Genomic DNA, 13,854 nt, shown 5'->3' with positions numbered 1-13,854 from the left:
GATCAGTCTCCCTTGATATGCTGAACGGTCGTCGAGACGCCTTCGCCGCGCAGTACCGCGGCAAGGTTGCCCGACTGACGGATATTGAAGACGACGATCGGAATATTGTTGTCACGGCACAAGGCGATCGCGCTGGCGTCCATCACCTTGAGGTCCTGCGCGAGCACGGTGCCGTAGCTGACGGTGTCGTAGCGCTTTGCGGTCGGCACGAGCTTCGGGTCGGCATCATAGACGCCGTCGACCGAAGTGCCCTTGAAGAGCGCGTCGCACTTCATTTCCGCTGCACGCAGCGCTGCGCCGCTATCGGTTGTGAAGAACGGGCTGCCGACGCCGGCCGCGAAGATCACGATGCGCCCCTTTTCGAGGTGACGCTCGGCGCGGCGGCGGATGAACGGCTCGCACACCGAGGCCATCGGGATGGCGGACTGGACGCGCGTCTCGACGCCGATCTGCTCGAGCGCATTCTGGACGGCGAGCGCGTTCATCACGGTCGCAAGCATGCCCATGTAGTCGCCGGTCGCGCGGTCCATGCCGCGTGCCGCGCCCGAGATGCCGCGGAAGATGTTGCCACCGCCGACGACGACGCAGAGTTCGTAGCCCTGGTGCTTCACGTCGGCGATTTCTGCCGCGACGCGTGCGATGACGTCGGGATCGATCGACAGGCCGCCCGAGCCCATCAAGACTTCGCCCGATAATTTCAACAAGATGCGTTTGTGGGCGATTGTCACGAGAATCCAGACTGCAATGGGCTTGGTCCGCCAGCGGGCGGTGCGGCGCGGACCTTATCGGCGACGCCGGATGATTGGAAGCGCGGAAACCGTGCGGAGTGAACGGGTCGGCGCGGATGTGGGCGTGCCCCCGCTTCCGTCACCCTCGCGAAAGCGAGCGTCCCGCTTCTTCTTCTCGGCCCGGGCCAGGCAGCGGGATCCCCGCTTTCGCGGGGATGACGGGTTCCCGACGTAATAAGGGCCGCACCATCCGGCGCGGCCCCTGCCCTTTGTCGTCCTGCCCGAAGGCGAAACCGAACCGCTTACGCGGCCGGCTGCTGCGGAACGCCCGAAGCGGCAGCGACTTCGGCTGCGAAGTCGCTCGATTCCTTCTCGATGCCTTCGCCGAGCTGGAAGCGGACATAGTCCTTGAGCTCGATCGACTTGCCGGCGGCCTTGGCAGCGTTGGCGACGACGTCCGAGATCTTGGTCTTGCCGTCCATCACCAGCAGCTGGCTGACGAGCGCGTTTTCCTTGCAGTACTTGGCGATCGCACCGTCGACCATCTTGGCGACGATGTCGGCAGGCTTGCCGCTCTCCGATGCCTTCTCGGTCGCGATCGCACGCTCGCGCGCGACGATCTCGGGGTCGAGGCCGTCCTCGTTGAGCGCGAGCGGGAAGGCCGCCGCGATGTGCATCGCGATCTGCTTGCCGAGCGGGAGGAGCACGTCCTCGCCAGCTTCGCTCTCGAGCGCGACGAGCACGCCGATCTTGCCGAGGCCAGGCGCTGCTGCGTTGTGGATGTACGGCACGATCGCGCCCGAGGTCACTTCGAGGCGCTTGGCGCGACGCAGGTTCTGGTTCTCGCCGATCGTCGCGATGTTGCTGGTCAGCGTCTCTTCGACGGTCTTCTCGCCGATCGAGGCCTGCTTGATCATTTCGATATCGTCGCCGAGCGCGAGCGCGACTGCGGTAACGTCACGCACGAAGGTCTGGAACTGGTCGTTCTTCGCGACGAAATCGGTCTCCGAATTGACTTCGACCGCCGCACCCTTGGTGCCGTTGACTTCAACGCCGATCAGGCCCTCGGCCGCGGTGCGGCTCGACTTCTTGGCAGCGGCAGCGAGGCCCTTGGCGCGCAGCCAATCCATCGCCGCCGTCATGTCGCCAGCCGCTTCGGTCAGCGCCTTCTTGCAGTCCATCATGCCCGCGCCGCTCTTTTCGCGCAGGTCCTTAACCGCTGCTGCAGTGATCTCGGCCATGTGAAAATCCTCTTGTCTGTAGATACGAATATAGGCGGAGCGGGGCGAAAAGCCCTACCCCGCCCATAGGTCAGTTCGGTGACGCTTACGCGTCGATCTGGCGCTCGGCCTCGGCGACCATTTCGGCCTGCAGAGCTGCGTCCGATGCCGGCGTGATTTCGGCGGCAGGAGCCTCCGGTGCCACGGTCAGCGCTTCCTCGGCGGGTGGCGCTTCCATCGAACCGATGTCCTGACGGCGCGACATCTGCTCGTTGCCACCGCGCGTCGCGGCGATCGCGATCGCTTCGCAATACAGGCGGATCGCACGGCTGGCGTCGTCGTTCGCCGGAACCGGGAACGCGATGCCGTCGGGCGAAACGTTCGAATCGAGGATCGCAACGACGGGGATGCCGAGCGTGTTGGCTTCCTTGATCGCCAGCTCTTCCTTGTTCGCGTCGATCACGAACATCACGTCGGGAATGCCGCCCATGTCGCGGATGCCGCCGAGGCTGAGCTCGAGCTTGTCGCGCTCGCGCGTCAGCTGGAGGACTTCCTTCTTGGTCAGGCCGTGCGTGTCGCCCGAGAGCTGCTCTTCGAGCGTCTTGAGGCGCTTGATCGAACCCGAGATGGTCTTCCAGTTGGTGAGCATGCCGCCCAGCCAGCGATGGTTGACGAAATGCTGGCCCGAACGGCGAGCGGCGTCAGCGACGGGCTCCTGCGCCTGGCGCTTGGTGCCGACGAACAGGACCTTGCCGCCAGCGGCGGTCGACGCCGAGACGAACTCGAGCGCGCGCGCGAAGAGCGGAACGGTCTGCGAGAGATCGAGGATGTGGACGCCGTTGCGGTCGCCAAAGATGTAAGGCTTCATCTTCGGGTTCCAGCGATGCGTCTGGTGGCCGAAGTGTGCGCCCGTTTCGAGCAATTGCTGCATGGAGACGACTGGTGCCGCCATAAGATAGTTCCTTTCCGGTTGTGCCTCTGGGAAGCGAGTCATCCGTGGATCCAGGGTGAAACCCCGGACGGACACCGGCAATATGTGCTTCCCATGCGGTGTGAAGGAGGTCCCGTTAGCCGAGCTTGCCCCAACAATCAACCCGGAACACGACTTGACACGCAGAACGGAAACGGAACATACCATGTTCGAGAGCGGAACGGGGAACCCGAACGCCTTAAGGATGTTGCGACTTTATGACGCTTCACCGTGATAGACGGAGATAAACGATGGCTGTTATCGGTTTCCTGGTTTTTGCAAGCGCGCTGGCAGCGAGCGTTGCGGTGTTCTGGTTGACGCTTGTGCCGGCCTTGCCGCGGATCGTTGCGTTGCTCCGCGACGGTGTAGATCCGATGGCGACGCGACCTCCAGTTTGGATCGTCAGCGAACCTCGGCTTCGGGCGCGGATGCGGACGGTGTCGGCGGTAGCCCGGCCGAAGCTGCGCGCTGCCGCTTGACCTTTGCATAGGCGGCGATGCTGAACGGCACCGTCGCCAGATAGGCGGCACACAAGAACGTGAGCGTGTGCCATGGCGCGGAAATCAGCGCCGCGCCGAGCAACACGACGACTGCGATCGCCTCGAAGCGGATATTGGTGCGCAGTTTGAGCGACGACCAGCTGAAGGTCGCGACGCTCGACACCATCAGGATCGCCATCAACGCGACCCACGGCCCCACGATGAACGGCGAGCGCCACAGATCGAGGCCGGTCCAAAACCACAGATAGAGTGGCAACATCGCGAGCCCTGCGCCGACCGGCGCCGGTGAACCGGTGAGGAAACCAGCCGATTTGTGCGGCTGTTCGGCGACATCGATCCCAGCGTTGAAGCGTGCCAACCGCAGGGCACAAAACACCGCGAACACCAACGCGACGAGCCACCCGAAGCGCGGCACTTCCTTGAGCGACCATAAATAGAGAATCAGCGCGGGCGAGACGCCGAATGAAATCGCGTCGGACAGCGAATCGAGTTCAGCGCCGAACCGGCTCTCGCCGCGGACCATCCGTGCGATTCGGCCGTCGATCCCGTCGAGCACACTGGCGATCATCACCATCAGCACCGCGGTTTCCCACTGCTCGGCGATTGCGAAGCGAATCCCGGTAAGCCCGGAACACAAGGCCAAGGCGGTGACCGCGTTGGGCGCGACGGCCCGCAATGGCAGGCCGCGCGCAGCGGTGCGGCGCAGGGGCGTGGTCATGCGGCGATGCCCGGCAGGCCGGCGGACATTATCCGCGAAATGATGACGCTTTCAGCCGCGCACGAACGCACGGTCGGCCATGTAGCGGACAACGCTTCGACAAGCTCGACGCGAATGGCAGGCGAAGACCACCGCACAGGTGACGCTGAAACACGCTCGATCACTGCGCAATCCCGCTTGCGACCGCGCCGCCGATGCGCCCGAGAATCGTCTCGCCAGCCACGCTGCGCTGGCCGAGGACGACCTGGCACGCACAATCATCGGGCAGGAACACATCGAGCCGGCTGCCGAAGCGAATGAGACCGATCCGCTGCCCCGCCGCGATCATGTCGCCTGGCTTGACGAACGGAACGATCCGCCGCGCGAGCAGCCCGGCGATCTGGGTGAAGCCGATGCGCCGGCCGTCGCGACCCTCGACGACGATATGCTGTCGCTCATTGTCCTCGCTCGCCTTATCGAGCTCGGCGTTGACGAACTTGCCCGAGATATAGACCACCTGCTTGACCGTGCCGGCGATCGGGGTGCGATTGATGTGCACGTCGAACACCGACATGAATACCGAAACGCGGATCAGCGGCGCGTCGCCGAGGCCATTCGGCCCGGCGAGCTCGCGCGGAACGGCCACGCGTTCGATCATCGAGACCAAGCCGTCGGCAGGCGAAATGATCAGACCGTCGCCCGACGGCGTGACGCGAACCGGATCACGGAAGAACAAGGCGACCCACAATGCGAGCCCGAGCAGGGGCCACGTCAGGATGGGTACGAACACCCACGCGAGGAAGGCGATCAGCAGCGCGATCGCGACATATTTACGCCCCTCGGGGTGCAGATCGGGAACGCGCCATTTCACGGCTTCGGCGGACGGGGTCAGCTTGTCGGATGGTATCATGCCGGAAACTGTAGCTCACCCCCCTCGCTGCGACAATCGCGAACCCAAAGCGCTCCGCCCTGGACCGGGTGCGGGTTGATCACCGCGCGCCATGCTCCTAGACGCTCCCCAAACCTCCCTTCAGGAAAGAGCGGAAATGGCGAAGATCAAGGTAAAGACGCCCGTCGTGGAAATCGATGGCGACGAGATGACGCGGATCATCTGGCAGTGGATCCGCGAGCGCCTGATCCTCCCCTATCTCGACATCGATCTCGAATATTACGACCTCGGCATGATGAGCCGCGACAACACCGACGACAAGATCACCGTCGACAGCGCCAAGGCGATCCAGAAGTACGGCGTCGGCGTTAAGTGCGCGACGATCACCCCCGACGAGCAGCGCGTCGAAGAATTCGGCCTCAAGAAGATGTGGAAGTCGCCCAACGGCACGATCCGCAACATCCTCGGCGGCACGATCTTCCGCGAACCGATCGTGATCAAGAACGTTCCCCGCCTGATCCCGGGCTGGACGCACCCGATCGTCGTCGGTCGTCACGCATTCGGCGATCAGTATCGCGCGACCGATTTCCTCGTCCCCGGCCCCGGCAAGCTGCGGCTCGTGTTCGAAGGCGACGATGGCAAGGTCATCGACCGCGAAGTGTTCCAGTTCCCGTCGTCGGGCGTGGCGCAGGCGATGTACAACCTCGACGACTCGATCCGCGATTTCGCACGCGCCTCGATGCATTACGGCCTCAACCTGAAGTGGCCGGTCTACCTGTCGACCAAGAACACGATCCTCAAATATTACGACGGCCGCTTCAAGGACCTGTTCGCCGAGGTCTTCGAGACCGAGTTCAAGGACAAATTCAAGGAAGCGGGCATCTCCTACGAGCATCGCCTGATCGACGACATGGTTGCATCCGCCCTCAAGTGGCACGGCGAGTTCGTCTGGGCGTGCAAGAACTATGACGGCGACGTCCAGTCGGACCAGGTCGCTCAAGGGTTCGGCTCGCTCGGCCTGATGACCTCGGTGCTGCTCACGCCCGACGGCAAGACGGTCGAGGCGGAAGCCGCACACGGCACCGTCACGCGCCACTTCCGCCAGCACGAGCAGGGCAAGGCGACCTCGACGAATCCGATCGCGTCGATCTTCGCCTGGACCGGCGGCCTCAAGTATCGCGGCAAGTTCGATGGTACGCCCGAAGTGACCAAGTTCGCCGAGACGCTCGAGAAGGTCTGCATCCAGACGGTCGAGGACGGTCACATGACCAAGGATCTCGCGCTGCTGATCGGCCCGGAGCAGCCGTGGATGACGACCGAGCAGTTCTTCGAGCAGGTCCGCGTTAACCTCGAAGCCAAGATGGGCGAAATCACCGGCTGATACCGGCGTTCCGGGAGATGAGGAGCCCCGGGGTTGCGAGCGTCCTGCTTGCCCCCCCGGGCTCCTTGCTCCGAACGGTCGTCAGGTATCGGGCGGCGCGACGACGACGATCGCGCAGTTAATCGCGCTGCCTTCGGAGCACAATCGGCCGACCTGAGCGGCCCGCAACCAACAACCGGATGATGATACCGGCCGGTTCAGCGCCGACAATCAGCACATCTGTGTCAGGCATAAGCTGACAAAGCGGCCGCAAGCTGGTCTAACGGCTGCATGGCATCTCCCCTTCTCTCTTCCGGCTTCAGCGACGCGCTCGTTATCCTCGGCGCCGCGGGGTTGGTCATTCCGGCATTTGCCCGCGCGAAGATCAGTCCGGTCATCGGCTTCATCCTCGTCGGCCTGCTCGTCGGGCCATTCGGGCTCGGTGCGCTCGTCAAGAGCTACCCCTGGTTGTACCACATCACGATCTCCGACCCGCACGCGATCGAACCGTTCGCCGAGTTCGGCATCGTGTTGCTGCTGTTCTCGATCGGGCTCGAGCTGTCGTTCAAGCGCTTGTGGTCGATGCGCCAATTGGTCTTCGGCACGGGCGCCGCGCAGCTGATCGCGTCGGGCATTATCCTCGGAACCGGCCTGCACCTGCTGATGGGGCTGGCCTGGACTGGGTCGATGGCACTCGGGATCGCGCTTGCCCTATCGTCAACTGCGCTGGTGTTGCCGATCGCGGGGACCGCGAGCCCGGTCGGGCGCACCGCATTCGCGATGCTGCTGTTCGAGGATCTCGCGCTGGTCCCGATCATCTTCGTGCTCGGTGCGCTCGGGCCGATGGCGGCGGCGGCGGGCTGGGCCGGATTCGTCAAGGTCGGCGGCCTCGCGGTGCTGACGGTCGCGATCCTGTTCGTGGGCGGGCGCGTGCTGCTGCCGCGGCTGTTCGCGCAAGCCGCGCGCACCAAGAGCCCCGAACTGTTCCTCGCCGCCTCGCTGCTCGTCGTGATCGCCGCGAGCTTGGCGACCACCGCCGCGGGTCTTTCGCCGATCGTCGGCGCGCTGCTCGCTGGACTGCTGATCGCCGAGACCGACTATCACAGTGAAGTCGAGGTGATGACCGCGCCGTTCAAGGGGCTCGCGCTCGGTGTGTTCCTCATCACCGTCGGGATGAGCGTCGATATCGGCGCGATCCTCGCGGATTGGAGCAGCTATCTGCTCGGCATCGCCGCGGTCGTGGCGATCAAGGCGGTGGTGACCTTCGCGCTGCTGCGGCTTTCGGGTCTGGGTGGCGGGGTTGCCGCGGAAACCGGCGTGCTGATGGGCAGCCCGTCCGAGACCACGCTGATCGTGCTCGGCGCAGCGGGACAGGCGCAATTGCTGGCGCCTGGACTTACCAGCTTCTGGCAGACGGTGACCGCGATCGGCCTCACCATCACGCCGCTGCTGGCGATGCTCGGCAAGCGCGCGGCGAAGCGGATCGAGCTCCGCGGCGACACCTTGCCTGAGGCGGAGATTTCGCCCGAGGGGCCGGGCACGGTCGTAATCGGCTTTGGTCGCGTCGGTCGGATGGTGTGCGATATGCTCGCGGTGCACGGCCAGCCCTATGTCGCGGTCGAGGCGGACATCGACGCAGTGACCGCAGCGCGCGCCGAGGGATATCCGGTGATTTTCGGCGACGTGGTCCGTCCCGAGCTCGTCGACCGACTCAATCTGGGGCGCGCCAAGGCGCTGATCCTGACGATGAACGACCCGGTGCTGAGTGTGTCGATGACGCGGCGAGTGCGCGGCTGGGTGCCCGATCTGCCGATCATCGTGCGCGCACGCGATACCGCGCATGCCGCGCAACTCTACAAGGCCGGGGCGAGCGATGCCGTGCCCGAAACGCTCGAAAGCTCGCTGCAACTGGCCGAGGCTGTGCTCACCGACCTCGGCGTCGCGGTCGGGCCCGTGATCGCCTCGATCCACGAAAAGCGCGACGAACTGCGCCAGGAGATCAAGGCGGCGGCCGAGATGGAAGTCCTGCCGCGGCTCAAGCGGGTGCGCGGCATCATCCGTACCGAGGGTAGCCCGGCCTGACGCCCACGTGCGGCCCCGCCGCGCGTTGATCCGAAACGCCGCTAATCGCGCCGCGATCGACTGAGGGCGGACCGCCATCGTTTGAAGGCAATTGCAGCGGTTTGGGACCACATCCCGCCGGCTCGATCCACGGCAAGCGCGCTGAACACGCGCGCGAGCGCATCCGAAACCGATGCAACCGGCTTTGACGCGGCCCGCCGCATGATGCGACCAGGAGCAGCGCCAACGCTCGCGCTGCCGAACCTCTCCCCGATCGACTCGATCCGACAGCCTCCGCTGCCGGCACCGGACACCCGCGTCGGGAGAGAATCGCCAGCCCGCCGTCCTGCGCCTGTGATCGCGTCGTCGCATCATCATAGCCCAGGGGGACATCATGACGTGTGGTTGCTGCATCATTCCAGAAGACATCCTGCTCCGCTTCGCATCCGATCCCGAACTGTCCGACGCGGCGCGCCAGGCGCTGCATCACACCGCCGAGATCAGCGGCCAGATCCGCGCGTTGCGCCAGCAGAACGCCGCGCTGACGCTGACCGCGCTCCGGCTGCCCCTGCCGCGCACGCCGATCCCGTTTCCGCTGCCGCACGTGCTTCCCGACGCGCACGTCTTCGATTGTCACCACACGACGGCGCTGCCCGGGGTGCAGGTCGCCAATCCGGGGTCGTCGCCCGACGGTCCGATCAAGCGCGCCTATGTCGAATCGGAGAATGTCGCGAAATTCTATTGGGACAATTTCAAGCGCGATTCGATCGACGGCAATCACATGACGCTCGTCTCGTCGGTCCATTACGGGGTGAAATACAACAACGCCTTCTGGAACGGCGCGCAGATGACGTACGGCGATGGCGACGGGCAGATCTTCCTCGATTTCACGCTGGGTGACGACGTGATCGCGCACGAACTGACGCATGGCGTGACCCAGCACAGCCTCGGCCTTGCCTATTCGGGCGAGGCGGGCGGGCTTAACGAAAGCATGTCCGACGTCTTCGGATCGATGTTCCGCCAATGGGAGAAGAAGCAGGTCGTCACCAAGGCCGACTGGCTGATCGGCGCCGACATCATGGGGCCGCTCTCCAAGCAAAAGGGCTTTACGGCGGCCCCCAAGAGCCCGCACGCGATGGCGCCGCAGCCCGACCATTATTATCCCGGCATCGGCAACCTCGATCCGCATTATTCGAGCGGCCCGCCCAATCTCGCCTTCTACAAGGCGGCCCAGGCGATTGGCGGGCATTCGTGGGAAAAAGCCGGCAAGGTCTGGTACACGGCACTGACCACCGCGCCGCCGATGCCCAATATGACGATGTCCAAATTCGCCGCCCGCACCCGTAAACTCTCGACGAGCCTGTTCCCCAATGATCCTACGGTCCATAACGCTGTCGACGCTGCTTGGACTGCTGTCGGCTTGTAATCCCGGTCGGCCCGCGGCCCTCCCAACCAAGGCAATCGCGATGCGTGAGATTTCGATCGAAGGCTTTGGCGGATTCGTTGGTGCGGGAGGGCCGGCGAGCCACGTCCATCAGCGCGGGCGGCTCGACTGGTCGGCTTTGTCGGCGGCCGATCAGGCGGCGCTCAACCGGCTCTTTGCCAAGCAGGCGCGGGTCGACGCCAACCTGTTCTATCGTCTGACGCGGGTTGGCGCAGGCGGGACCGAGACGGTCGATGCCCTGCCCGACCAGATCCCGCCCGCGCTCTTGGCGAGCGTGCAGACGACGCTCGACTGAGGGCGCGACGACGCTGGAGGTGGGGCGGGACGGCTGGCGTTACGCCGCCAGCGCCGCCTTGACCGCGTCGACCGCCTCGCCACCCTTGGCGCCATCGGGGCCGCCGCCTTGCGCCATGTCCGGGCGACCGCCGCCGCCCTGACCGCCGAGCGTGGCGACGGCGATCTTGAGCAGATCGACCGCACTGCGCGTGCCCACCAGATCGGCGGTCACGCCGACCGCGACCGAAGCGCGACCGTCATTGACCGCGACGATCATCGCGACGCCCGAGCCGAGGCGTTGTTTCATGTCGTCGACCGTGCCGCGCAAGCCCTTGGGATCGAGCCCCTCGACCACTTGCCCGAGGAACGCGACGTCGCCGATCATCTCGGGACCAGCGGGCGCCGCCCCTGCCCCCCCGCCGAGCGCGAGCGCCTTCTTGGCCTCGGCGAGTTCGCGCTCGAGGCGACGGCGATCTTCGACCAAAGCGGCGACGCGCGCCGGCACTTCATCGGGCGACGATTTGAGCGCGGTCGCGGCTTCGCGGAGCTTTTCATCGCGGCCGGTGAAATAGGCCCGCGCGGCTTCGCCAGTGAGTGCCTCGACGCGGCGGATCCCCGAGGACACGGCGCCTTCGCCGACCACCGCGAACAGGCCGATATCGCCGAGCGCGCGGACGTGCGTGCCGCCGCACAGCTCGAGCGAGTAGGTCTTGTCGACCCCGTCCTCCTTGGCGGTCCCCATCGACACGACGCGGACTTCGTCGCCATACTTTTCGCCGAACAGCGCCATCGCGCCTTCCTCGATCGCTTCGTCGGGCGTCATCAGCCGCGTCGCGACGGGCGAGTTGCCGCGGATGTGGTGGTTCACATCGGCCTCGACCAAAGCGAGCGCCGCCGGATCGATCGCGCTTGGCTGCGAGAAATCGAAGCGCAGGCGTTCGGGCGCGACGAGGCTCCCTTTCTGCGCGACATGCAGGCCGAGCCGCTGGCGCAGCGCCTCGTGCAGCAGATGCGTCGCGCTGTGGTTGGCGCGGATGCGGTCGCGGCGCGCGCGGTCGATCGTCAAATGGAGCGCATCACCGACCGCGATCTCGCCCTCGGTGATCGTGGTGGCGTGCGCGAACAGGCGACCGAGATACTTCCGCATATCCTCGACCTGGCCCACCACGCCCGGCGCGGTGAGCGTGCCGGTGTCGCCAACCTGACCGCCGCTCTCGGCGTAGAACGGCGTCTGGTTGAACAGGATCTCGACGCTCTCTCCCGCAACGGCGCGCTCGACGCGCGCGCCGTCCTTGACGATCGCGACGACCTGGCCCTCGCCTTCCTCGGCGGTGTAGCCGATGAATTCGGTGCTGCCGGTCGCCTCGGCGATGTCGAACCACACGTCATCGGAAGCGCGCTGGCCCGAGCCCTTCCAGGCGGCGCGCGCGGCGCGCTTCTGCTCGGCCATCGCGGTGTCGAAGCCCGCGCGGTCGATGCCGAAGCCCTGTGCGCGGAGAGCGTCCTCGGTCAGATCGTAGGGGAAGCCGAACGTGTCGTAGAGCTTGAACGCGGTCTCGCCGGGCAGCGTCGCGCCTGGCTCCATGCTCGCAGTCGCTTCGTCGAGCAGCCGCAGGCCGTTAACCAGCGTGCGGCGGAACTGCGTTTCCTCCTGCAGCAGCGTCGATTCGATCGACGCCTGTGCGCGGACGAGTTCCGGGTATGCCGCGCCCATTTCCGCGACGAGCGCAGGCACGAGCCGGTGCATCAACGGCTCGTTCGCGCCGAGCAAATGCGCGTGGCGCATCGCGCGGCGCATGATCCGGCGCAGCACGTAGCCGCGGCCCTCGTTCGACGGCAGCACGCCATCGGCGACGAGGAAGCCCGACGAGCGGAGGTGATCGGCGATGACGCGGTGGCTCGCCTGCGTGCTTGGCGTCAACGCGGCGCCCGACTGCGCGACCGAGGCGGCGATCAGCGCCTTGAAGGTATCGGTGTCATAATTGTCGTGGACGCCCTGCAGCACCGCGGCAACGCGCTCGAGCCCCATGCCGGTGTCGATCGACGGCTTGGGCAGCTCGGTTCGCGTGCCGTCGGCCGATTGCTCGAACTGCATGAAGACGAGGTTCCAGATCTCGACGAAGCGATCGCCATCCTCATCGGGGCTGCCGGGAGGACCACCGGGGATGTGATCGCCATGGTCGAAGAAGATTTCCGAGCACGGACCGCATGGGCCCGTGTCGCCCATCGACCAGAAATTGTCGTTGGTCGCGATGCGGATGATGCGCTCTTCGGGGAGTCCGGCGATGCGGCGCCACAGGTCGAACGCCTCGTCGTCGGTATGATAGACGGTGACGGTCAGCCGGTTGGGATCGATCCCCCATTCCCTGGTCAGCAAATTCCACGCGAGCGTGATCGCGCGCTCCTTGAAATAATCGCCGAACGAGAAATTGCCGAGCATCTCGAAGAAGGTGTGGTGCCGCGCGGTGTAGCCGACATTGTCGAGGTCGTTATGCTTGCCGCCGGCGCGCACGCACTTCTGCGACGAGGTCGCGGTGACGTAAGCGCGCGATTCGAGCCCGGTGAAGACGTTCTTGAACGGCACCATCCCGGCATTGACGAACATCAGCGTCGGATCGTTCTGCGGCACGAGCGGCGCGGAGGCGACCTTGGCGTGGCCGTTGGCCGCGAAATAGTCGAGAAAGCTGCGCCGGATGTCGTTGGTGGAAACCGGGATCGAGAGCGAAGGCTGGGTCATGCGCGGTGGCTTAGGCGAGCGCGCGGCTTAGCTCAAGCGGGGCTCGGTTGGTCTTGGCGCGCTGTTGCAACGGTGATGATCCCGACGATCCCGATTTCCGGTGTCCGGCGGCGAAAATCACTTACATTTCCCCCACGCTCGCAATCATTCGAACCGCCGCTGTTTCCGTTCCTCATTTCCGTCTCATGTTGATCGCTATCCCAGCGAGCCAACCACTAATACTGCCGCCGATGCCACACGCAGAAATCACGGCGAGAATCATTGCGGAGAAGGCGTATGGAATGGGGTCATCACGCAGCGCCTTCGCCGCACGCTTGGCGTAGCGTGCCGCCTCCGTAGCGAGCCCTTCATTAACGTTTTCAAATAGCTTGCCGTCATCGGCCGCGGCGAGCAGCGCGCCTAGCGCGGTATGCAGTGCACGAAGTTGTTCAATAGCCTCGTTTGTTCCGTCGAGTGGGGGTGCGCCATTGTGATTTGGCGCTTCCAGCGAAGCGAGCAGTTGTTCGATCGAAAGCAAAGTGACCGGAATAAGAGTTTTGACGGCCCTCATCCGCTCAGCAGGTGTCGATGCGCCAGTCCACGCCGTGTAGTCATAGCCAGACGCCACCGGATCGTTGGCCACGAACAATTCGGTTCGCTCGGCGATCTCTAGCGCAGGTTCGAATTGTTTCCGTACCTCGACGCGCCTTGGTGCCCACTGGGGGTCAAAACTTTTGAAGGCAGGCCATAGGCTCCCCAAATCACGATGACGGCGGACGAAAGGCGGTACGGCCTCTTTATAGGTTGGGTCTGCTAGCAACAGCCTACGCAGTAACTGAAATTCGTGGTTCAGTTCGTCGTCGCGTGCACCCTCTGCCGCCTTAAGTAGGACATCCTGGAAACGCAGCAGGACATCGAGATCATTCTCGAATTCGGTGTCGGTTAGATCGAGAGGCATTGTAATCAACATAGCCGAAGACGCGCGCGATGGAA

11 protein-coding genes are annotated in these 13,854 nt (G+C 64.9%); 4 read left to right on the top strand and 7 right to left on the bottom strand.

Translation table 11 applies throughout. The features are described 5' to 3' along the window. Positions 1 to 2 precede the first annotated feature (2 nt). From pyrH to ACP7C5_RS06330, 5 genes are all read right to left on the bottom strand, one after another. On the bottom strand, positions 3 to 677 hold the full coding sequence (pyrH, locus tag ACP7C5_RS06350; RefSeq protein WP_229839259.1) for a UMP kinase: 675 nt from the start codon (positions 675 to 677) through the stop codon (positions 3 to 5). 353 nt (positions 678 to 1,030) lie between these two features. Continuing rightward, positions 1,031 to 1,969, bottom strand: a complete 939-nt coding sequence (gene tsf / locus ACP7C5_RS06345; RefSeq protein ID WP_426263582.1) for a translation elongation factor Ts — start codon at positions 1,967 to 1,969, stop codon at positions 1,031 to 1,033. Between the two features lie 85 nt (positions 1,970 to 2,054). Continuing rightward, positions 2,055 to 2,900: a 30S ribosomal protein S2 gene (rpsB, locus tag ACP7C5_RS06340; RefSeq protein ID WP_189674833.1), complete on the bottom strand. Its 846-nt coding sequence runs from the start codon at positions 2,898 to 2,900 to the stop codon at positions 2,055 to 2,057. Positions 2,901 to 3,320: 420 nt separating this feature from the next. Then, positions 3,321 to 4,136 (bottom strand): CDP-alcohol phosphatidyltransferase family protein, encoded by an 816-nt coding sequence (locus ACP7C5_RS06335; protein WP_189674834.1) that lies wholly within the window; start codon positions 4,134 to 4,136, stop codon positions 3,321 to 3,323. Between the two features lie 160 nt (positions 4,137 to 4,296). Next, positions 4,297 to 5,025, bottom strand: coding sequence for a phosphatidylserine decarboxylase (locus ACP7C5_RS06330; protein ID WP_426263581.1), 729 nt, complete (start codon positions 5,023 to 5,025; stop codon positions 4,297 to 4,299). Between the two features lie 136 nt (positions 5,026 to 5,161). Here ACP7C5_RS06330 and ACP7C5_RS06325 point away from each other — a divergent pair, with 136 nt between their 5' ends. From ACP7C5_RS06325 to ACP7C5_RS06310, 4 genes are all read left to right on the top strand, one after another. Continuing rightward, entirely contained in the window at positions 5,162 to 6,385 is a 1,224-nt protein-coding gene (locus tag ACP7C5_RS06325) for an NADP-dependent isocitrate dehydrogenase (protein ID WP_426263580.1), read from the top strand. A gap of 270 nt (positions 6,386 to 6,655) precedes the next feature. Then, positions 6,656 to 8,446, top strand: a complete 1,791-nt coding sequence (locus tag ACP7C5_RS06320; protein ID WP_426263579.1) for a cation:proton antiporter — start codon at positions 6,656 to 6,658, stop codon at positions 8,444 to 8,446. Positions 8,447 to 8,819: 373 nt separating this feature from the next. Beyond that, positions 8,820 to 9,851, top strand: coding sequence for a M4 family metallopeptidase (locus tag ACP7C5_RS06315; protein WP_426263578.1), 1,032 nt, complete (start codon positions 8,820 to 8,822; stop codon positions 9,849 to 9,851). Between the two features lie 40 nt (positions 9,852 to 9,891). Continuing rightward, positions 9,892 to 10,164, top strand: a complete 273-nt coding sequence (locus ACP7C5_RS06310; protein WP_426263577.1) for a hypothetical protein — start codon at positions 9,892 to 9,894, stop codon at positions 10,162 to 10,164. Between the two features lie 39 nt (positions 10,165 to 10,203). Here ACP7C5_RS06310 and alaS read toward each other — a convergent pair whose 3' ends face one another. Together alaS and ACP7C5_RS06300 are read right to left on the bottom strand one after the other, a co-directional pair. Continuing rightward, complete coding sequence (gene alaS, locus ACP7C5_RS06305) at positions 10,204 to 12,882, bottom strand: alanine--tRNA ligase (protein WP_426263576.1); 2,679 nt, start codon at positions 12,880 to 12,882, stop codon at positions 10,204 to 10,206. 172 nt (positions 12,883 to 13,054) lie between these two features. Continuing rightward, positions 13,055 to 13,831 (bottom strand): hypothetical protein, encoded by a 777-nt coding sequence (locus ACP7C5_RS06300; RefSeq protein WP_426263575.1) that lies wholly within the window; start codon positions 13,829 to 13,831, stop codon positions 13,055 to 13,057. Positions 13,832 to 13,854: the final 23 nt, after the last annotated feature.

It is taken from the genome of Sphingomonas sp. PWP1-2, from assembly GCF_049898305.1.
Lineage (GTDB): Bacteria > Pseudomonadota > Alphaproteobacteria > Sphingomonadales > Sphingomonadaceae > Sphingomonas > Sphingomonas glacialis.
Note: the sequence above shows the minus strand (reverse complement) of the source record. Positions and strands in the feature narration are given on the sequence as shown.